Source organism: Tenacibaculum todarodis, from assembly GCF_001889045.1.
Classification (GTDB): domain Bacteria; phylum Bacteroidota; class Bacteroidia; order Flavobacteriales; family Flavobacteriaceae; genus Polaribacter; species Polaribacter todarodis.
In genome coordinates this window covers 2,567,695-2,587,634 of the sequence record NZ_CP018155.1, presented here as the reverse complement: position 1 = coordinate 2,587,634, position 19,940 = coordinate 2,567,695, and the positions used below count along the sequence as shown (strand labels likewise).

Below are 19,940 nucleotides of genomic sequence, written 5' to 3'. Positions count from 1 at the left end.
AGGTGTTTCTGAATTTTAGAATTATTTTTTGGGCGTTACCACAAGGGTCAGGCTTTTCGTTACAAGTCCTCGTTCGTTCCTCACTGTGGGCTTTCCACTGCAATCCTTAACGCGAACCGAGCTACTCTAAAAATTGTCCTTAATGTATAATAGAGAAGTTTCTTCGTCTTTTTTAAGTTGAAGAATTAACGTTTCAACGGAGTCAAATTTTTGTTCATCACGCAAAAAGTAAAGCAGTTCTATAGTTAAATTTTTGCCGTACAAATCTTGGTTGAAATCAAAAAAATGGACTTCAATTGTTTGGTGTATTCCGTTTACGGTTGGTCTTGTTCCAATATTCATCATACCAAAAACAATTTTATTATCTAATAACGACTTTACAACATAAACACCCGTTTTAGGTATTAATTTATAATTTTCAGCAACACTAATATTCGCTGTAGGAAAACCTATTTTACCACCTAATTGCTTTCCGTTTACTACCTTTCCGAAGATTGAAAAGTTATGTCCTAAATATTTATTTGCCGTTTTAAGGTTTCCGCTAGCTAACGCTTTTCTTATTTTTGTAGAACTCACCGAAACCGAATCTATATCTTGAGCCGGAATTTCTTCAACCGTAAAATTATACAAATGGCTATATTCTGTAAGTTGTGTTATATTTCCTTCTCTATTTTTCCCAAAATGATGATCGTACCCAATAACTAGCTTAGAAATATTAAGCTGATTTACCAACACATCACGCACAAAATCTAACGCCGTTAAACGAGAAAACTCTTTACTAAACGGATGAATAATTAAACAATCTAACCCAGTTTTTTCTAAAAGTTTAGCACGTTCATCAATAGAATTAATAAGTTCTATTGAAACATCCTTTTGTAACACCATTCTTGGATGCGGAAAAAAAGTTAACACAACAGATTTGTGCCCTTTTTCTTTAGCCTCTGCAACTAAGTTCTCAATAATTTTCTGATGGCCAATATGCACACCATCAAAAGTACCAATAGTTACAAAGGTTTTTTGGGTAGGTTTATAATCAAAAACTGAATGGATAATTTCCAAATTCGGAGTATATTTTCTACAAAAATACAACTAAAAAGGATAATATGCATTTATTATCAATCTATCATTCTAATAAAAATAGCTCATCAAAACTGTTAAAAAAACAAAATAATGTCTTAAATATTTCATAAATGAAAAAAAATTGTATTTTGCGCAATAGTTAACAAATTATTAAACATTATGATGAAAAAATTATTATTGATTGCATTTGTCCTTTTTGGTAGTGCTGCAATGTTTGCACAGACTACTATTACAGGAGTTGTTAGTGATGCCACAGGTCCTTTACCTGGCGCTAACATTAAAGTTGCTAGAAAAGCTGTTGGAACATCTACAGATTTTGATGGTAAGTTTACATTAAAAGTTACGGACACTCCGCCTTTTACATTAGAAGTTTCTTCTATTGGATTCCAAACAAGTTCTGTTGAAATAACTAAAAACAACCAAGTTGTTACAGTTACTTTAAAAGAGAATGCAACAGCTTTAGATGAAGTTGTAATTTCTGCTTCTAGAACTCCAGAACGTATTATGGAGTCTCCAGTTACTGTTGAAAGAATGGATGTTAGAGCAATTAGAAACACTTCTTCTCCTTCATTTTATGATGGATTAGAAAACTTAAAAGGGGTAGACATTAACTCTAGTAGTTTAACGTTTAAATCGGTAAATACACGTGGTTTTGCAACGTTTGCAAACGAACGTTTTATGCAATTAGTAGATGGTATGGATAATTCTTCTCCAGGTTTAAACTTTGCTTTAGGTAATTTATTAGGTTTATCAGAATTAGATGTAAAAACAGTAGAGTTATTACCAGGTGCGTCTTCTGCATTATATGGAGCAAATGCTTTTAACGGTATTATGTTTATGACAAGTAAAAATCCTTTTGATGATGCAGGAATTAGCTTTGTATTTAAAACTGGAATTACTAGTCAAAAAGCTGCTGGAGACAACAATTTTTACGATTCAAGTATTAGAATGGCATATGCTTTTGATGACAAGTTTGCTGCTAAAGCTAGTTTATCTTTCTTAAAAGGAGAAGAATGGCATGCAACTGATTATAGAGATGAAACAGACATGACATCTCTAGATCATTCTACAAATCCTAACTATAACGGTTTAAACGTGTATGGAGATGAAGTTTCAACAAACATGGCTTCGGTAGGTCAATCTTTAGTAGATGCAAATGTATTACCAGCAGCGTTACTACCGTTTATACCTAACCAAGCGGTTAGTAGAACTGGTTATAATGATGTAGATATGATTACTAATGAAGCTAAAAGTGTTAAACTTGGTACTTCTTTACATTATAGACCTTGGGGTAATGATCGTTTAGAGATTATTTGGAATTCAAAATTTGGTATTGGTAGTACTATTTATCAAGGGCAAAATAGATACAATCTTCAAAATTTCTTTATGGAGCAACATAAATTAGAATTTAAAGGAAAAAGTTTTATGGTACGTGGTTACGTTACTTCTGAAGATGCTGGAGATTCCTATGATTCTCGTTTTGCAGCAATTAACATTAATAGAAGATGGAAATCTGATTCAAATTGGTTTGGACAATATGTAGGTACTTATGCGCAAGCAATTGCGGGTGCTATTCCTGGTGTTCCTGCTGGAAACGCAGATGTAGCTCACTCTGTTTCAAGATCTGTTGCAGATACAGGGAGATTAATTCCTGGTACTGCAGGTTTTTCAAAGGCTTTTAATACAGTTAAACTAGACCCTTCTCTGATTACTGGCTCAAAGTTTGAAGAAAAAACAAAGTTATACCATGCAGATGCTAACTTAAACTTACAAGATTACATCGATTGGGCAGAAATACAAGTTGGTGCTTCTTATAGAAAATATATTTTAAACTCTAACGGTACACTATTTACAGATTATGATGGTACTATTGATTATGATGAATACGGTGTATATACACAATTACAAAAGAAAGTATTGGACGACCGTTTAAAAATTACAGCTTCTGCTCGTTATGACAAAGCTCAAAATTTTGATGGAAACGTTTCTCCTCGTTTATCATTGGCGTATGCTGCTGGTGAGGATAAAAACCATAACTTTAGAGCTTCTGTACAAACTGGTTTTAGAAATCCAACTACACAAGATCAATACATTGGTTTAGATGCAGGTAGTGGTATTTTATTAGGTACGGCTCCAGATAATATTGATAGATTTACTTCTAATCCATTTAATTTAGGTATTCCTGCTGGTTTAGCAGGTTATATTAATGGAACAACTGGTTCTTCTATTGGAGCAACTGGTACATTAACAGGTAGAATGGCTTATGAAAACTCTTGGACTGCGTCTTCTGTTGAAACATTTTCTGATAGTGGGAACCCTGCTGACTTAGTTAAATCTGACGTAGAGTTTGTAAAACCAGAACATGTAACTGCTTTTGAAGTTGGTTATAGAGGTATTATAGAAGGTGTTACAGTAGATTTAAACGTGTATTATAACAACTATAAAGATTTTATTGCTTCTCAAAATGTTGTAGCTCCATTATATGGTAGTGTTACATTAGCAGACCAAGTAGATTTAGCTCCTATAGTTGGATCTCCAGTTCCTGTTAATACACCAATTTCACTAATTGCTTTACAAAATGGCGATTTTAAAGGTGTAGCTTTAGATAGTAACTCAGAAGAAGATGTTAGTTCTTACGGAGCTACAATTGGTTTAAATACAAAAGTATTAAACGGTTTTGACCTAGGTTTAAACTATACATACTCTAAACTTAATATTGATGAAGCTTCTGATTTTGAAGCTGGATTTAACACTCCAGAGCACAAAGTAAAATTACAATTTGGTAAAACAAGTGTAATTGAAAACTTAGGTTTTAACGTAAACGTAAGATGGCAAGATGAATTCTTATGGGAATCTTCTTTCTATGATGGTGTTGTAGATGCTAGAACTGTAGTTGATGCACAAATTAACTATAGAATCCCTTCTTGGAAATCTGTATTAAAAGTAGGAGCTGCTAATATTGGCGGTAAAGAATACTTTAGTGCACCAGGTGTTGGAGCTATCGGTTCTCAATACTTTGTTTCTTGGACAATTAATAACTAAGAGTACATTTTTATAAATTAAAAAGGCTTCATTTTAAAATGAAGCCTTTTTTTTGTGATTTTATTTATTGCTATTATCAATCCATTCTTTGATTTTCTGATCGTTTAGAATGTATTTCTTGTATTTATTATCTCTATAACGATAGTAAATAAACAAAGGCATTAGAATAAACGATAAAAAGAATACTCCTAAACCCATTACAATTTGCGCTTTTTCATGTTCGGTTTTTATTAAATAAAAACCTGTACACATCCAAAGAATAAAAATGACAAATAAAATTTTTAATACTGTTTTCATCTATTTAAAAAATTAAAGTAAATTGTTATTCAAAAAATTAATCAATTTGAATTGATATTAATTTGTTAAATACCCATTATGGGTTTCATATTGCAAAGCTACAAAAGTTATACTTTTAGATCATGAAAATAAAATTACTTTTAGCATTATTGTTAATTTGTTCTTGTAAACAACCTAAAGAGAAAAAGGATATGACACCAAAAACTGTAATTGCACATCGTGGTGCATCAGGTTATTTACCTGAACATACGCTAGCTTCTAAAGCAATGGCTTTTGCTATGAATCCTGACTATCTTGAGCAAGATTTGGTGTTAAGTAAAGATAATATTCCAATCGTTATTCATGATATTTATTTAGATGATGTAACTGATGTTGCTTTAAAATTTCCCAATAAAAAAAGAAAAGACAATCGGTTTTATGTTATTGATTTTACATTTGAAGAACTAAAAACACTACAAGTTAGTGAGCGTTTTAATCCAAAAACTGGCGAACAAGTTTATAAAAATCGTTTTCCGAAAAGGAAAGGAAATTTTAAATTACATTCTTTACAAGAAGAAATTGAATTGATACAGGGTTTAAATTTTTCTACTGAAAAAAATATTGGAATATATCCTGAAATTAAAAACCCTGCTTTTCATCTTTCTGAAGGGAAAGATATTTCTAAAATAGTTTTAAATATACTTTCTGATTATGGCTACAAAAACAAAAAAGATACCTGTATTTTACAATGTTTTGACGCCAAAGAATTAGAAAAAATAAGAAAAAAGTATAAGTCTGAATTATTCTTAGTACAACTTATAGAGTTTCCTGAAGAAACAAAACAATTGAACCATTTTGCAACCTACGCAAATGGAATTGGGCCTTGGTACAAACAAATTTTAGATAAAAAAGTTGATGATAAATGGACGTTTACTTCTTTGGTTTCTGATGCTCATAAATTAGATTTAGTTGTACATCCATATACGTTTAGAGCAGATGCTTTAGACGAGTTTTCTTCTTTTGATGAAATGGTGCAAACAATTCTTTTTGAAGCGAATGCTGATGGCGGGTTTACAGATTTTCCTGATAAAATGGTTTCTTTTTTAAATAAGAGATAGCTTAGTGCCTAGCAATAACAATTAGTTAACAAACAAGTTTAGCCCTGATTGAGCCTTTCGACTTCGCTCAAGACAAGCTAATTGTTTGAGCTCTTTTGAGGAACGAAAAAATCGAGTAGCGAAAGCAGGAAATAGCTTCTTAAAAAACTAACTTGTTACTTCTATCAATTTATTTCTATAGGCTGTTAATAGCTTCGATTTTGATATAAAGCCAACATACTTATTCCCTTTTAAGACAGGTAAATTCCAGGCATCGCTTTGCTTAAATTTTCGCATTACTTTTTCTGGAGAATCGTTATAGTTAATGATTGCTGGCGCACTTTTCATTAAGGTTTCTACAGTTAAACTGTTGTACATTTCTTGCTCAAACATTACAGGTCTAATATCATCTAACAAGACAATTCCTAAAAATTGTTGGTCTTTATCTATAACTGGAAAAATATTTCTAGTGGAATTTGCAACCGCTTTTTTAAGCATTTCTCCAAGTTTCATTTCTGGATGCACTGCTTTAAAATTAGTTTCTATTAAGGTTTCTAAACGCATCATCATTAATACGTTTTTATCTTTATTATGTGTAATAAGTTCTCCTTTCTTAGCTAATTCTACGGTGTAAATTGAGTTAGAAACAAAGTACTTAGTAAGTGCAAAAGATATTGCAGCTACTAACATTAATGGTACAAATAAATCGTAACCGCCCGTAATTTCTGCTATTAAAAAAATGGCGGTTAAAGGCGCGTGTAAAACTCCTGCCATTAATCCTGTCATACCAATTAAGGTAAAATTGGTTTCAGAAACATTAAAGCCAAATTGATTGATAATTTTTGCAAATACGTTTCCAAGTGCACTTCCCATTACCAAAGTTGGAATGAAAATACCTCCAACTCCACCAGCTGCAAACGTTGTTGTCATTGCAATTGCTTTAAACAATGTAACTATTAACAGGAAAATAATAACCATCCAAACGTTAGAGAAATCTATGTCGTACGGAATATCTTCTAAGGCAGCAACGGCATTACCTTCTAGTAAATTATTTATTAATCCGTAACCTTCACCGTATAAAGGTGGAATTAAAAATAACAACAACCCAATTACAATTCCACCAAAAACTAATCTGTGAAATGGGTTTTTAAAGCGTTCAAAAAAGTGTGTGATTTTAAAATATATTCTAGAAAAATAAACAGATGCAATACCTGTTCCTACACCTAATAAAACATAAAACAATATATCTTGTATGGCAAAGCCTTCTTGTAAATCTACACCTAATAAAACATCCTTTCCTAAGAAAAAATACGAAGTTACTACTGCGGAAACCGATGCTAATAGTAATGGAACCAAACTTGCAAAAGCCAAATCTAAACTAAAGATTTCTACTGCAAAAATAATGGCAGCAACGGGCGCTTTAAACATGGAAGACATTGCTCCTGCAGTTGCACAACCAATTAATAACATTCTAGTTTTGGTATTCATGTGAAACAGTTGCGCTACTGTAGAACCTAAAGCAGCTCCTGTACTAACTGCTGGACCTTGTAAACCGGCCGAACCTCCAAAACCTACCGTAATTGGCGCAGTAATTAAAGATGCATAAATTTTATACTTTTCTATAATTCCGCTGCGTTTAGAAATGGAATGTAAGGTTGTAGAAATACCATGACCAATTTCTTTTTTTATAACGTATTTTTTGATGTAAAACACTAGAAATAATCCAATAATTGGAAATATAAAGTACAAAGAGTAATGGTATTCTTTAATTAAATTTCCTTCTAAAACATCTTGAAAAAAGAAGGTTAAGTTCTTTAAAACTAAGGTTCCTAAACCAGCTAAAAAACCAACCAAAATACTTAAAACATACATAAATTGATGTTCAGAAATATGTTTATATCTCCAAATAAGAATTTTTCTAAATATGCTTTTAATTGATAACATCTATGCAAATATAAACTTACAAGCGGTAAATTAACATTCTATAAAATCTTTTATTTACTTTTATCGTTATAAAATATTTTTATGCTTAAAAAATTATCACTTCCAACGCCACATACTATTCTACTAATAATTACTGCTGCTGTTACGTTGTTAACGTGGCTTGTACCTGCAGGTAAGTATGATACTTTAAAATATAATTCAGATACAAAGCAATTTGTAAAAACACATTTAGAAGTAACAGAAAACTTACCTGGAACGCAAGAAACATTAGAGAGTTTGAATATTAAAATTCCGTTAGAAAAATTTGTTTCAGGCGGAATATACAAACCCATTAGTATTCCTGGAACCTACAACCAATTAGAAGCTAATTCGCAAGGTTTTATCGATTTAATAAAAGCACCAATTAAAGGAATTATAGCTTCGTCTGATATTATTCTATTTGTTTTAATTTTAGGTGGAATGATAGCAATTATGAACTTTTCAGGAGCTTTTGATGCCGGAATTGCAAGTTTAGCTTCCTCTTTAAAAGGACGAGAATATTGGTTGATTATTGTGGTTACAACATTGGTTGCTCTAGGTGGAACAACTTTTGGTTTGGCGGAAGAAACCATTGCTTTCTACCCTATTTTAATTCCCGTTTTTCTCGCCGCAAAATACGACGCTATTGTAGCGTTAGCTTGTATTTACATTGGTTCTAGTATTGGCACAATGTGTTCAACTGTAAATCCGTTTAGTGTAATTATTGCTTCTGATTCCGCAGGAATAAATTGGACAACAGGCTTTACAGGAAGATTATTAATGTTAATTGGTGGTGTTGTAATCTGCTTAATTTACATTATTCGATATGCTAATAAGGTTCAAAAAGACGCATCGAAATCTATCATTTTTGATCAAAAAGAAATGATTGAGAATTTATTTGGAAGCTCTACAGACTCTAATCAAAAATTGAATGGTCGTTTACGTTTAATCTTAGTAATTTTTGCGCTTTGCTTTGTAGTAATGATTTATGGCGTTTCTAGCTTAGGTTGGTGGTTTGAAGAAATGACTGCTGTCTTTTTAGTTGGGTCAATTATAATAGGAATTTTAGCTAAAATTAAAGAAACTGCATTTGTAAATACATTTATAAAAGGAGCTACAGATTTATTAAGTGTCGCCTTTATTATTGGTATTGCAAGAGGTGTTTCCGTAATTATGGAAAACGGATTAATTAGCGATACACTTTTATACAACGCAAGTACAATTACCGAAGGTATGTCTAAAGGAATTTTTGCAAACGCCATGCTATTTATCTATTCTGGTTTGTCATTTTTTATTCCAAGTTCTTCTGGAATGGCAGTTTTAACAATGCCAATTATGTCTCCATTAGCAGATACTGTTGGCGTTGGTAGAGAAGTTATTGTAAACGCGTATCAATACGGAATGGGTTTATTTGCATTTATCAATCCAACCGGATTAATATTAGCCTCTTTAGCAATTGTAAAAATTGGTTACGACAAATGGTTGAAATTTGTATTGCCTTTAGTATTAATACTTACCATTTTTACAATGATAGTTTTAACGATTCAAGTATATTTATAAAACACAAAAAATCCGTTCTAAGTTTTAGAACGGATTTTTTTATTATCTCTTTTAATTCCTTATTTCTTACTCAAAAAATCGGTTCCTAAATAACCATCATCTTTGTTATAATACCAAGCTCTATTCTTCGGAAACTTTATATCGTTAATCGTTTCTTCTTCGGTTAATAAAATATATTCTCCATCGTTTTTAGATTCATCTTTAAAAAACTGATAGATTTCCATTCCGTAGTTCTTCGGATTAAAATAAAAGTACCAAGTATCTTTACCAACTTCTTTTTCATAGGATACTTTTAAAACCAAGTATTCCTTTCCTTTAAAGGTTTTACGTTCCGTTTTTGGGTGAATTATAGTTCCGTTGTCTTTTAACTTCATTGGTAAACCATACAAATACGTGTAATAATTTTTATACATATTTGCGCGTTCGCAACTTAATTTGTTTTCCTTTTTAATTTCTTCAGAAGGAGTTTCTCCATTAAAACCAATAGTACAGTTTTCTTTTTCAACCGTATATTCTGTAGTATTTTCTCCTCTTGATGCTTTTACATAAAAGTATTCCTGCGGAAGATTAATTTTAATTTGACTTTTTCTCTCACCGCTTTTTGGTGTTTTCATAGAAACAAAAAGTTCGCCATTAAAAGTGTTCCAATTTCCATTTGGATCGTGGTATTCAATTGCTTTTTCTACTAATTGTTCTCCTGTAAGTTCTTGTGAAACTCCTTGAAAAGCGAATGCTAAAAATAAAACTGTGATTAATTTTTTCATTCTATAAAAATACTAAAAAATCCCAACCTAAAAAGATTGGGATTTTGATTTATCTGTTATTCCTGCAAAGGAAGAATCTCTATATAAAACAGAACAATTATAAACAAGATTCCTGCCTTCGCAGGAATGACAAGTGTTATTCTTCAATAGCTAACTGAAGGCTCAATTCTTTTAATTGTGTATTATCTAAAACTGCTGGCGCATCAATCATAACATCTCTACCTGAGTTATTTTTAGGAAAAGCAATAAAGTCTCTAATAGTTTCTTGACCACCTAAAATAGCAACTAATCTATCCAATCCAAAAGCTAAACCTCCGTGTGGTGGCGCTCCGTATTCAAAAGCATCCATTAAGAAACCAAATTGTTCTTTTGCTTCTTGTTCTGTAAAACCTAAATGTTTAAACATTATGGCTTGTGTTTCTTTATCGTGAATTCTTATAGAACCTCCACCAATTTCGTTTCCGTTTAAAACTAAATCGTACGCGTTTGCTTTTACATCTCCAGGATTAGTGTCTAATAATTCTAATTGTCCTGGTTTTGGTGATGTAAATGGATGGTGCATTGCATGATAATGTCCAGTTTCTTCGTCTAATTCTAACAATGGAAAATCTATTACCCAAAGCGGAGCAAATACTTTAGGATCTCTCAAACCTAAACGTTCTGCCAATTCCATTCTTAAAGCAGACATTTGCGCTCTTACTTTATTTGTATCTCCAGATAAAACACACACTAAATCTCCAGGTTTTGCACCTGTAATTTCTGCCCATTTTGCTAAATCTTCTTGATCGTAGAATTTATCTACAGAAGATTTGAATGTTCCGTCTTCGTTAACACGTGCGTAAATCATTCCTAAAGCACCAACTTGAGGTCGTTTTACCCACTTAATAATATTGTCTATTTCTTTTCTTGTGTATGCATTTCCGCCAGGAACAGCAATACCAACAACCAACTCAGCCGAATTAAAAACTCCAAAATCTTTATGTTGTGTAGCTGCGTTTAACTCGCCAAACTCCATTCCAAAACGAATATCTGGTTTATCATTTCCATACAAACGCATAGCATCATCATATAACATTCTTGGGAATTTATCCACCTCAACATTATTCACTTCCTTTAATAAGTGACGTGTTAACCCTTCAAAAATTTCTAAAATATCTTCTTGCTCAACAAACGCCATCTCACAGTCAATTTGTGTAAATTCTGGTTGTCTGTCAGCTCTTAAGTCTTCATCTCTAAAACATTTTACAATCTGAAAATATTTATCCATTCCACCAACCATTAACAGTTGTTTAAAGGTTTGTGGCGATTGTGGTAATGCGTAAAACTGACCCGAATTCATACGTGAAGGCACCACAAAATCACGTGCTCCTTCTGGCGTAGATTTAATTAAATATGGTGTTTCAACATCAATAAAACCTTTATCTGTCAAGTATTTTCTAACTTCCATAGAAACCTTAGAACGGAAGATTAAACTGTCTTTAACAGGATTTCTTCTAATATCTAAATACCTGTATTTCATTCTAATATCTTCACCTCCATCCGTTTCATCTTCAATAGTAAACGGCGGTAATTTTGCTTGGTTTAAAATCTCTAATTTAGAAACCAATACCTCAACATCTCCAGTAGCTATTTTTGCGTTTTTAGATTCACGCTCAATAACAGTTCCGGTTACTTGAACAACAAATTCTCTTCCTAAAGATTTCGCCTTTTCCATCATTTCTTTTGGAGTGCGTTCTTCATCAAAAATTAATTGTGTAATTCCGTATCTATCACGTAAATCTACCCAAATCATAAAACCCTTATCGCGGCTTTTTTGTACCCAACCTGATAAAGTAACTTCGTTATTTATGTGTGACGCTCTTAATTCGCCACAAGAATGACTTCTATACATTTCTCTTCAAAATTTGCTTCCGCAAAGCGGAATTTCCTAAAACTGTTCTCGGAGTTTATTTCCGATTCTAAAGCTGCAAATTTAAACAAAACCTAAGAATATTAAGTAATTAAGAAACTCATTTGTTGGTAGAATCTTATTTAAACTTTTTGCTTCAAATTTAAAAAAACTAAATAATATTTTTTTTAGTTAGGAATCCTTACTATATTTGTATCATAATAATTCAAATTTATATAACATGAAAAAATCAATTTTTTATCACGCAGGATGCCCTGTTTGTATTAGTGCAGAACACGACATTGTTACACTTGTTGGAGAATCTAACGTAGAAATAGTTAATCTTGGAGAAGACCGAAGTAAATTAGATACCGCAGAAAATGCAGGTGTTAAATCTGTGCCTGCATTGGTAACGCCAAACGGAAATGTATTGCATATTAATTTTGGTGCATCTATGGCAGATGTAAGAGGTTAATAATGAAAGTTTCTGTTTACGATACGTATGTTAAAAAAGATTGTGGGGCGCTAATGCATTTTGATATTTTGGTTGAAACAAACACTTCGGTTAATGATGTTTACAAATATGGAAAAGAGTATTTAACACTAAAAAAAGTACAACAAACTAATCTTAGTACAAAAAAATGTAGGTTTTGTCATATTGAAGAAGCCCCCAAGAAAGTAATCGATTCTATTAATAAAGAAGGATTTTACATTATTGAAATGGAAAATTGCAATTAATATAATTAGGATTACTAACTTTGCCTATCAACTTTAAAGTTGATAGGCATTTTTATGAAGAAGGAAAACAAAATAACTCAAATAGATAAAAATACTAATGTAACCAACAAGATTGTTGTTGGTTTACAACGTATTTCTGAAGCTTTTAAGGTATTACTTTGGGAAAAAGCAAAAGAGTTTGGGTTGAGTCCAATACAGATCCAAATTCTTATTTTTATTCAAAATCACAAAGCAACCTATTGTAATGTAAGTTATTTAGCTAAAGAATTTAATGTAACCAAACCAACAATTAGCGATGCAATTAAAGCCTTAGAAAAAAAGGAAATGATTGTAAAAGATTACTCTTCTTCTGATAGCCGTAGCTACACTATTTTCTTATCTGAATTAGGAAAAAATACGGTGTTAAAAAATGACGATTATGGAAACCCTATTTATTCAGAGATAGAAAAAATACCACAAAAAGAACAAGAAAAATTATTTTCTACATTGAGTTCTCTGATTTATCAGTTAAACCAAAAAAACATTTTAACAGTTCAAAGAACTTGCTTTGCTTGTAAGTTTTATTCAAAAAACAATAAGAAACATCATTGTAATTTACTTGAAAAAGAATTATTAAATTCTGAAATTAGATTGGACTGTGATGAGTTTGAAAACGCTTCTTAATAATTCTTTTGTAGATTTGTTTTTATGAGTGTAATTAATCTTCAAGAAAAATTTAAACTTTTTTCAGACCATTGGTCGCCCAAAAAAGTAGGTGAATTAAACGGACAACAAATATTACTAGCAAAACTAAAAGGCGAATTCGTTTTTCATAAACACGATAATGAAGACGAGCTTTTTATGGTAGTAAAAGGTTCTTTAGATATTGAATTACGTGATAAAACAGTAACTTTAAACAAAGGTGAATTCTATATTGTTCCAAAAGGAGTAGAACACAAACCTATTGCAAAAAAAGAAGTACACATAATGCTGTTTGAACCACTTTCTATAAAACATACTGGAGATATAATTGCTGACATTACCGTGGAAACCTATGAATCAATTTAGGAAAACACCCCTAATTAATTGATTTTCAATAAAATCACTGTTTAAATTCGTACATTTGGAATGCCCTTATTTATGAATTCATACTTCTTGGGCAATTTTCTGATAGAAAAACAAGATTGGGAAGTAACAATTCTTTTACGAATCTAAACTTTATTATCATGAAAAAACTACTCATTCTTGTATTCGGTATTGCTTCCTATTTTATCTTTTTTGCAACATTTTTATATTCCATTGCCTTTGTAGGTAATCTTTTTGTAACTAAAACAATTGACACTGGAGAAACAAGTTCTTACGCAATTGTTATCAATTTATTATTGCTTACCGTTTTTGCATTACAGCATAGTATTATGGCAAGACCAGGTTTTAAAAAATGGTGGAATACTATTTTTGGAGCTTCAATGGAAAGAAGTATTTATGTACTCTTTTCAAGTTTAGCACTGATTTTAATCTATTGGAAATGGCAACCAATGACAGCAATTGTTTGGAATGTTGAAGGAGAATTATACGCAACAATTATAACTTGTATTTTCTGGTTAGGTTGGGCAATTGTACTAATTTCTACTTTTTTAATAAGTCATTTTCATTTATTCGGATTATTACAAGTATTCCAAAACTTTAAAAGTAAAACACTAACAGATCCACAATTTAAGATGAACTTTTTTTACAGTTTAGTACGTCATCCACTAATGTTAGGTTTTGTAATTGCATTTTGGGCAACGCCCATTATGACACAAGGTCATTTACTTTTTGCAGCAGTTACAACTATCTACATCTTTGTTGCTGTTAAATTTTTAGAAGAAAAAGATTTACTAAAAATACATGGAGAAAATTATAGAGATTACCAAAAGTCTACACCAATGATTATTCCTTTTACAAAGTTTAAAAAATAAACAATCACACTAAAACACATTCTAAAGCCGCTTTTTTAGCGGCTTTTTTATTGTAACTTTACAGCTTTATATCAGGATATATGTCAAAATTATATTTAGTACCAACACCAATCGGAAATTTAGAAGACATTACTTTTAGAGCTATTAGAGTTTTAAAAGAAGTCGATTTTATTTTAGCAGAAGACACACGTACAAGCGGAAAACTCTTAAAACATTTTGAGATTGCTACGCAAATGCACAGTCATCATATGCACAATGAGCATAAATCTATTGACGGTGTTTTAAACCGATTAAAAAACGGAGAAACTTGCGCACTAATTTCTGATGCTGGAACTCCTGCAATTTCTGATCCTGGTTTTTTATTAACCAGAGCTTGTGTACAAAATAATATTGAAGTGGAATGTTTACCTGGCGCAACAGCTTTTGTACCTGCGTTGGTAAACTCTGGTTTGCCAAATGATAAGTTTGTTTTCGAAGGTTTTTTACCCGTAAAAAAAGGAAGACAAACGCGTTTTTTAGCGTTGGCAGAAGAAACTAGAACCATGATTTTTTACGAATCTCCTCATAAATTAGTGAAAACGTTAGGGCATTTTATAGAATATTTTGGAGCAGATAGACAAGTTTCAGTAAGTAGAGAACTCACAAAAATGTTTGAAGAAACCATTAGAGGAACTGCAACTGAGGTTTTAGCGTATTACACAAACAAACCTCCAAAAGGTGAAATTGTTGTAGTGGTTGAAGGGAAGAAGTAATCAATTTAAATGTAACAATTGTCAGTTCGAGCGCAGGAGAGAACTTAATAAAAAAACCTCCAGAACCTGAAGACAAATCTATCACAAATTTTTACTTGACAAGGAAGATTTGTAAATATCAAATCAAGTTTTTTTATCCTTACTATCAAAAAAATAATATTTCTTTTTGGTTTTCTTTATAAAATCTCCAGACTCTTCGATAGTTGAATTAGGATAAATTTGATTGATTTTATCCATCTTTTTTAAAATTGACTTTTCATCTATAACTTTAATTATAACTCGAATTACTCCAGTTACAACTGTAGATATAATTAGTATATAATGCCATGTTTCCATAATTTCCAATTTTGTTTTGCAAAAGTAATTTCAACTTTACTTATTTATTCTTTTTTTGAAACTACAATTCCGTAGTTTCACTTAATTAATGAATTCAAGTATACTATTATTGAAGATTTCAAAAAAGGACATTAAAATCGCACTTAACTAAACCTCTTTAAAAACAATGCTTTCAGGGAATTATAGTATTATATTGCTAAAATATTTTATTAAAATTTAAATCTTCCTTAATAATGGTAATCTAGTTTTTTACAAATTTAAAAATCTGAATGTAATTTCTTAAGACATGTAATTTTATAAAACACAAAAATTAAAAAAGTAAGAACCAAAAATAAGGACAAAATTAACTTAAAAACACAAATAATTAATTAACAGTTAGTTACGGGTTCTAAAAAACAAAACTTACATCTTCATATTTTGTTCTTTTCGTGAAAAAAACTATATTATAATTTCTAATAAAAAACTAAATGATAATCCAAGAATTCAAAACCAAATTAAAAGCGAATCCAACTTCCATAGTATTTGCAGAAACCATGCAAGTAATTGAAGACAATTATACGTTTACGCCAACAGTTTTTACAAATGGAGGCATTAAAAACAATGCTGGAGAAAATTCAGGTTCTTGTAAGTTGTTTGCGTTTGCAAAGCTTCAAAAACTACAAAAAAAAGAAGCACTATTTTGTTTTGGTGAACATTATAAGAATGTTTTAGAAGACGAAAACGGAACAAGTCATCAAAATATTAGAAACTTTATGAAATCTGGTTTTGAAGGTTTGTCTTTTGAAAGTGAAGCTTTAGCTTTGAAAAGTTAGCATGTCATTTCGAAATGAGAGAAGAATGAACGATTGAGAAATCTCACTCATTTAGACACAAAAGAGATTCCTCTTCCTTCGTCATTCGGAATGACACTGGATTTGTCATTTCGAAATGAGCTTTTTTGCGATTGAGAAATCTCAGAATAATTTAAAAAAGATTCCTCATAGTACCTCTGTCGGAATAACAAAAACTTATACTTTTAATAAATGCAAAACCTACTTTCAGAAATAAAACAATGTACCATTTGCGAACCTCATTTAGATTTGGGCGCAAATCCTGTTGTTACGGGTCATAAAAAATCTAAAATTGTAATTATTGGTCAAGCTCCCGGAACAAAAGTTCACAAATCTGGAATTCCGTGGGATGATGCCAGCGGAAAACAATTACGTAAATGGCTCAATGTTTCTGATGAAGATTTCTACAACGTAGAAAATTTTGCAATTGTACCTATGGGTTTTTGTTATCCTGGAAAAGGAAAAACTGGCGATAAACCTCCACGAAAAGAATGCGCTCCACAATGGCACAAACAATTGTTTGACAACATGCCAAATCTAGAAATGATTATTCTAATTGGAATGTATGCGCAAAAATATTACTTAAAAGAAACCGCTAAACGAACGCTTACGGAAACGGTAGATAACTATCCGGAATACTTGCCAAAGTACTTTACGCTTCCTCATCCTTCACCTAGAAATAGATTTTGGCTAACAAAAAATCCGTGGTTTGAAAAAAATGTAATTCCGGAATTGCAAAAAAGAGTCGCTTCAGTTTTAAGTTAATAATTTGTCATTCCGATGACGAAGGAAGAGGAATCTAAAAGATTTCTCAATCGTTCATTCTTCTCTCATTTCGAAATGACAATTATTTTTCATTAATTAATACTTAGAACCATCGTGTTTTCCAACCTCAAAACCATGTTTTCCTAAAAACTGATTTCCAGAATCTATTGCATCTTCCTCTAAAGTTGTTCCCATAGAATCGTTCCAACGGTTTAAATATCCGAAGAGAGAAATTACACCTAACATTTCTACAATTTCACCTTCGTCCCAATATTTATACAGTTCTTCTTTAATTTTTGCATCAACTGCATTTGGCACCATAGAAGCCGCCAAAGAAAAGTCTAAAGCGGCTCTTTCTGCATCAGAAAACGCTGCATGTGTTTTATATTCCCAAATATTATCTAATTGCTCTTGTTCTGCTCCATAACGTTCTGCAGCTCTAATTGCATGTGCTTGGCAATATCTACAACCTGTTGCGTTACTTGAAACCCAAGCAATCATTCTTTTTAAGGCTGAAGTAACTTTTCCTTCATTTGCCATAACTGCTTTATTCAAATTGATAAAAGCCTTAGAAATGGCGGGTCTACGTTGCATAGTTAAAACCGAATTCGGACAAAAACCCAAGGTTTCATTAAAAAATTCTGCTAATTCTTTTGTTTCTAAATCGTGTTCTGCTGATAATGGTGTTACTAATGCCATATTTTATATTTTTAATTGTCTTATTTTTGTATGAAAGCACAATTTAATACATCATTTTTTAATAATCGAGAATTTAACAGCAATTATGAATACAAATACAGTAACTACCGTTTGGACAGAAAAAGTACAATTTGAATCTGACAATCCAAGTGGACATAAATTAACCATGTTTTCTACTTCTGATGAAGAAAATGACAACACAGTTGGTTTTGGTCCAAAAGCATTAATGTTATCTTCTCTTGCAGGTTGTTCTGGATTAGACGTTGTTTCTTTATTGAAGAAAATGCGTGCTGAAGCAGAAGAATTTAAAATTGAAATTACCGCAGAATTAACGGATGAACACCCAAAATTTTACAACAAAGTACAAGTTGATTATCATTTTACTGGAGGTGACTTACAAACTGAAAAAATAGAAAAAGCAGTTAATTTATCTGTAGAAAAATATTGTGGTGTAATGGAAATGTTTCGCCAATTTGCTGATGTAAAAACAGCTATTCATTTACACAAAAAATAAAACTCTCAATTGCTATGAGATGGACTTTAAAACCCAAACCAAATACAGAAACTGTTTCACTTTTATCTAAAGAATTAAATATAAACCCAACGTTAGCAAAATTAATTGCACAACGCGGTATTACTTCTTTTGATGAAGCCAAAAACTACTTTCGCCCAAGTTTAGAAAACATTCATGATCCGTTTTTAATGAAAGACATGGATCTTGCAGTTGCACGTATTGAAAAGGCAATTGCAAACAATGAAAACATTTTAGTTTTTGGCGATTATGACGTGGATGGAACAACTGCGGTTTCATTGGTTGCTTCTTACCTAAGAACCATTTACCCAAATGTAGCAACCTATATTCCTGACAGATATAAAGAAGGTTATGGCGTTTCTTATGCAGGAATTGATTTTGCACAAGACAACGATTTCTCGTTAATTATTGCTTTAGATTGTGGTATAAAAGCCATTGATAAAGTTGCCTATGCTACTGAAAAAAACGTAGATTTTATTATTTGCGATCATCATAAACCTGGAGCAGAATTGCCAAAAGCAGTTGCTGTTTTAAATGCCAAAAGAACAGATTGTAATTATCCTTATGATGAGTTATGCGGTTGCGGAGTTGGTTTTAAACTAATTCAAGCTTTAGGTGAAAAAAGAAACCAAACTATTGAAGATTTTATTCCGTATTTAGACTTAGTTGCCACAGCAATTGCAGCAGATATTGTTCCAATGACTGGTGAAAACAGAACCTTAACTTATTTTGGTTTACAAGTCATAAATTCTGAGCCTAGAAACGGAATTAAAGCAATTATCAATCAAGTTAAAAAAGAAGAGTTAACCATAACAGATGTAGTTTTCACAATCGCTCCGCGGATTAATGCCGCAGGAAGAATGAAACATGGAAATTATGCTGTTGAATTACTTACCGAATTAGATTTTGATTCAGCTGTAAAGTTTGCAGGCGATATTGAAAAATTTAATTCAGACAGAAAAGATTTAGACAAAAAAATTACACAAGAAGCATTGCTTCAAATTGAAGAAAACAACGAACAAGAACGTTTTACAAGTGTTGTTTTTGATGAAAACTGGCACAAAGGTGTTATTGGAATAGTTGCTTCAAGATTAATAGAGAACTACTACAGACCAACATTAGTTTTTACTAAAAGTGGCGATAAATTGGCAGCTTCTGCTCGCTCTGTAAAAGGGTTTGATGTATACAATGCATTAGAAGAATGTAGCGAATTTATTGAGCAATTTGGCGGACATAAATACGCAGCAGGTTTAACATTATTACCAGAAAACTATGAGAATTTTAAAAATAAGTTTGAAGAAGTTGTTGCAAAAACCATCGATAAAAAATTATTATCTCCAGAAATTTTAATTGCTGCAGAGATTGATTTATCAGAAATAGATCAGAAATTTTTTAACATTGTAAGCCAAATGGCACCTTTTGGTCCGCAAAATATGAAACCTGTTTTTAAAACTTCAACTGTTAGAGATAATGGTTATGGAAAACAAGTTGGTGCAGATAAAAGTCATCTAAAATTGAATGTTTTTCAGGGTGATAACAAGCACACTTTTAATGCAATTGGTTTTGGTTTAGGTAAGAAAATAGCTGAAGTACAAAACGACTTTGATATTGTTTATACTTTAGATGAAAACGAATGGCAAGGCAGAAAATCTATTCAATTAATGCTAAAGGATTTACAATAA

At 31.6% G+C, this 19,940-nt stretch carries 20 protein-coding genes; 13 read left to right on the top strand and 7 right to left on the bottom strand.

Features of this window, described 5'->3' with window-relative positions:
- Nucleotides 1–126: 126 nt before the first annotated feature.
- The gene (locus tag LPB136_RS11800) at nt 127–1,059 is read right to left on the bottom strand and encodes a bifunctional riboflavin kinase/FAD synthetase (RefSeq protein WP_072556519.1); all 933 of its coding nucleotides are present in this window, start codon (nt 1,057–1,059) and stop codon (nt 127–129) included.
- Nucleotides 1,060–1,239: 180 nt separating this feature from the next.
- Between LPB136_RS11800 and LPB136_RS11795 the strand changes: the two genes are divergently transcribed.
- Nucleotides 1,240–4,122, top strand: a complete 2,883-nt coding sequence (locus tag LPB136_RS11795; RefSeq protein WP_072556518.1) for a TonB-dependent receptor — start codon at nt 1,240–1,242, stop codon at nt 4,120–4,122.
- A gap of 60 nt (nt 4,123–4,182) precedes the next feature.
- On the opposite strand, the gene LPB136_RS11790 is transcribed toward LPB136_RS11795, so the two are convergent.
- Nucleotides 4,183–4,419 carry a hypothetical protein gene (locus tag LPB136_RS11790; protein WP_072556517.1) on the bottom strand — a complete coding sequence of 79 codons (237 nt, stop codon included), beginning with the start codon at nt 4,417–4,419 and terminating at the stop codon, nt 4,183–4,185.
- A gap of 122 nt (nt 4,420–4,541) precedes the next feature.
- Here LPB136_RS11790 and glpQ point away from each other — a divergent pair, with 122 nt between their 5' ends.
- Nucleotides 4,542–5,516 carry a glycerophosphodiester phosphodiesterase gene (glpQ, locus tag LPB136_RS11785; protein ID WP_072556516.1) on the top strand — a complete coding sequence of 325 codons (975 nt, stop codon included), beginning with the start codon at nt 4,542–4,544 and terminating at the stop codon, nt 5,514–5,516.
- 147 nt (nt 5,517–5,663) lie between these two features.
- Here glpQ and LPB136_RS11780 read toward each other — a convergent pair whose 3' ends face one another.
- Nucleotides 5,664–7,439, bottom strand: a complete 1,776-nt coding sequence (locus LPB136_RS11780) for a chloride channel protein (protein WP_072556515.1) — start codon at nt 7,437–7,439, stop codon at nt 5,664–5,666.
- 81 nt (nt 7,440–7,520) lie between these two features.
- Between LPB136_RS11780 and LPB136_RS11775 the strand changes: the two genes are divergently transcribed.
- Nucleotides 7,521–9,017: a YfcC family protein gene (locus tag LPB136_RS11775; protein ID WP_072556514.1), complete on the top strand. Its 1,497-nt coding sequence runs from the start codon at nt 7,521–7,523 to the stop codon at nt 9,015–9,017.
- Between the two features lie 59 nt (nt 9,018–9,076).
- Here LPB136_RS11775 and LPB136_RS11770 read toward each other — a convergent pair whose 3' ends face one another.
- Together LPB136_RS11770 and aspS are read right to left on the bottom strand one after the other, a co-directional pair.
- Complete coding sequence (locus tag LPB136_RS11770; protein ID WP_072556513.1) at nt 9,077–9,781, bottom strand: DUF6503 family protein; 705 nt, start codon at nt 9,779–9,781, stop codon at nt 9,077–9,079.
- Nucleotides 9,782–9,917: 136 nt separating this feature from the next.
- Entirely contained in the window at nt 9,918–11,672 is a 1,755-nt protein-coding gene (gene aspS / locus LPB136_RS11765; protein WP_072556512.1) for an aspartate--tRNA ligase, read from the bottom strand.
- 238 nt (nt 11,673–11,910) lie between these two features.
- Here aspS and LPB136_RS11760 point away from each other — a divergent pair, with 238 nt between their 5' ends.
- The 6 genes from LPB136_RS11760 to rsmI all read left to right on the top strand — a co-directional run bounded on the left by LPB136_RS11760 (nt 11,911) and on the right by rsmI (nt 15,096).
- A complete protein-coding gene (locus tag LPB136_RS11760) occupies nt 11,911–12,144 on the top strand; it encodes a thioredoxin family protein (RefSeq protein WP_072556511.1) in 234 nt (77 codons plus the stop codon).
- Nucleotides 12,145–12,146: 2 nt separating this feature from the next.
- Nucleotides 12,147–12,407, top strand: a complete 261-nt coding sequence (locus LPB136_RS11755) for a DUF2024 family protein (protein ID WP_072556510.1) — start codon at nt 12,147–12,149, stop codon at nt 12,405–12,407.
- A gap of 54 nt (nt 12,408–12,461) precedes the next feature.
- Nucleotides 12,462–13,070, top strand: coding sequence for a MarR family winged helix-turn-helix transcriptional regulator (locus LPB136_RS11750; RefSeq protein WP_072556509.1), 609 nt, complete (start codon nt 12,462–12,464; stop codon nt 13,068–13,070).
- A 24-nt stretch (nt 13,071–13,094) separates the two neighbouring features.
- Nucleotides 13,095–13,454, top strand: a complete 360-nt coding sequence (locus LPB136_RS11745; protein WP_072556508.1) for a cupin domain-containing protein — start codon at nt 13,095–13,097, stop codon at nt 13,452–13,454.
- Nucleotides 13,455–13,612: 158 nt separating this feature from the next.
- A complete protein-coding gene (gene mddA / locus LPB136_RS11740) occupies nt 13,613–14,344 on the top strand; it encodes a methanethiol S-methyltransferase (RefSeq protein WP_072556507.1) in 732 nt (243 codons plus the stop codon).
- An 80-nt stretch (nt 14,345–14,424) separates the two neighbouring features.
- On the top strand, nt 14,425–15,096 hold the full coding sequence (gene rsmI, locus LPB136_RS11735; RefSeq protein WP_072556506.1) for a 16S rRNA (cytidine(1402)-2'-O)-methyltransferase: 672 nt from the start codon (nt 14,425–14,427) through the stop codon (nt 15,094–15,096).
- Between the two features lie 123 nt (nt 15,097–15,219).
- Here the strand turns inward: rsmI and LPB136_RS11730 are convergent, their stop codons facing one another.
- Nucleotides 15,220–15,432, bottom strand: a complete 213-nt coding sequence (locus tag LPB136_RS11730) for a hypothetical protein (RefSeq protein WP_072556505.1) — start codon at nt 15,430–15,432, stop codon at nt 15,220–15,222.
- A 467-nt stretch (nt 15,433–15,899) separates the two neighbouring features.
- Here LPB136_RS11730 and LPB136_RS11725 point away from each other — a divergent pair, with 467 nt between their 5' ends.
- A complete protein-coding gene (locus tag LPB136_RS11725; protein WP_072556504.1) occupies nt 15,900–16,244 on the top strand; it encodes a HopJ type III effector protein in 345 nt (114 codons plus the stop codon).
- 210 nt (nt 16,245–16,454) lie between these two features.
- Complete coding sequence (locus LPB136_RS11720; protein WP_072556503.1) at nt 16,455–17,027, top strand: uracil-DNA glycosylase family protein; 573 nt, start codon at nt 16,455–16,457, stop codon at nt 17,025–17,027.
- Nucleotides 17,028–17,123: 96 nt separating this feature from the next.
- On the opposite strand, the gene LPB136_RS11715 is transcribed toward LPB136_RS11720, so the two are convergent.
- Nucleotides 17,124–17,726 (bottom strand): carboxymuconolactone decarboxylase family protein, encoded by a 603-nt coding sequence (locus LPB136_RS11715; RefSeq protein WP_072556502.1) that lies wholly within the window; start codon nt 17,724–17,726, stop codon nt 17,124–17,126.
- 85 nt (nt 17,727–17,811) lie between these two features.
- Here LPB136_RS11715 and LPB136_RS11710 point away from each other — a divergent pair, with 85 nt between their 5' ends.
- Both LPB136_RS11710 and recJ read left to right on the top strand, forming a co-directional pair.
- Nucleotides 17,812–18,240: an OsmC family protein gene (locus LPB136_RS11710; protein ID WP_072556501.1), complete on the top strand. Its 429-nt coding sequence runs from the start codon at nt 17,812–17,814 to the stop codon at nt 18,238–18,240.
- Nucleotides 18,241–18,254: 14 nt separating this feature from the next.
- A complete protein-coding gene (gene recJ, locus LPB136_RS11705) occupies nt 18,255–19,940 on the top strand; it encodes a single-stranded-DNA-specific exonuclease RecJ (RefSeq protein WP_072556500.1) in 1,686 nt (561 codons plus the stop codon).

Coding starts and splice junctions, on each gene's coding strand:
- LPB136_RS11780 (WP_072556515.1), bottom strand. CDS start 7,439: ATGTTATCAATTAAAAGCATATTTAGAAAAATTCTTATTTGGAGATAT.
- LPB136_RS11755 (WP_072556510.1), top strand. CDS start 12,147: ATGAAAGTTTCTGTTTACGATACGTATGTTAAAAAAGATTGTGGGGCG.
- LPB136_RS11730 (WP_072556505.1), bottom strand. CDS start 15,432: ATGGAAACATGGCATTATATACTAATTATATCTACAGTTGTAACTGGA.
- LPB136_RS11715 (WP_072556502.1), bottom strand. CDS start 17,726: ATGGCATTAGTAACACCATTATCAGCAGAACACGATTTAGAAACAAAA.
- LPB136_RS11760 (WP_072556511.1), top strand. CDS start 11,911: ATGAAAAAATCAATTTTTTATCACGCAGGATGCCCTGTTTGTATTAGT.
- LPB136_RS11725 (WP_072556504.1), top strand. CDS start 15,900: ATGATAATCCAAGAATTCAAAACCAAATTAAAAGCGAATCCAACTTCC.
- aspS (WP_072556512.1), bottom strand. CDS start 11,672: ATGTATAGAAGTCATTCTTGTGGCGAATTAAGAGCGTCACACATAAAT.
- recJ (WP_072556500.1), top strand. CDS start 18,255: ATGAGATGGACTTTAAAACCCAAACCAAATACAGAAACTGTTTCACTT.
- glpQ (WP_072556516.1), top strand. CDS start 4,542: ATGAAAATAAAATTACTTTTAGCATTATTGTTAATTTGTTCTTGTAAA.
- rsmI (WP_072556506.1), top strand. CDS start 14,425: ATGTCAAAATTATATTTAGTACCAACACCAATCGGAAATTTAGAAGAC.
- LPB136_RS11790 (WP_072556517.1), bottom strand. CDS start 4,419: ATGAAAACAGTATTAAAAATTTTATTTGTCATTTTTATTCTTTGGATG.
- LPB136_RS11720 (WP_072556503.1), top strand. CDS start 16,455: ATGCAAAACCTACTTTCAGAAATAAAACAATGTACCATTTGCGAACCT.
- LPB136_RS11750 (WP_072556509.1), top strand. CDS start 12,462: ATGAAGAAGGAAAACAAAATAACTCAAATAGATAAAAATACTAATGTA.
- LPB136_RS11770 (WP_072556513.1), bottom strand. CDS start 9,781: ATGAAAAAATTAATCACAGTTTTATTTTTAGCATTCGCTTTTCAAGGA.
- LPB136_RS11710 (WP_072556501.1), top strand. CDS start 17,812: ATGAATACAAATACAGTAACTACCGTTTGGACAGAAAAAGTACAATTT.
- LPB136_RS11745 (WP_072556508.1), top strand. CDS start 13,095: ATGAGTGTAATTAATCTTCAAGAAAAATTTAAACTTTTTTCAGACCAT.
- LPB136_RS11795 (WP_072556518.1), top strand. CDS start 1,240: ATGATGAAAAAATTATTATTGATTGCATTTGTCCTTTTTGGTAGTGCT.
- LPB136_RS11775 (WP_072556514.1), top strand. CDS start 7,521: ATGCTTAAAAAATTATCACTTCCAACGCCACATACTATTCTACTAATA.
- mddA (WP_072556507.1), top strand. CDS start 13,613: ATGAAAAAACTACTCATTCTTGTATTCGGTATTGCTTCCTATTTTATC.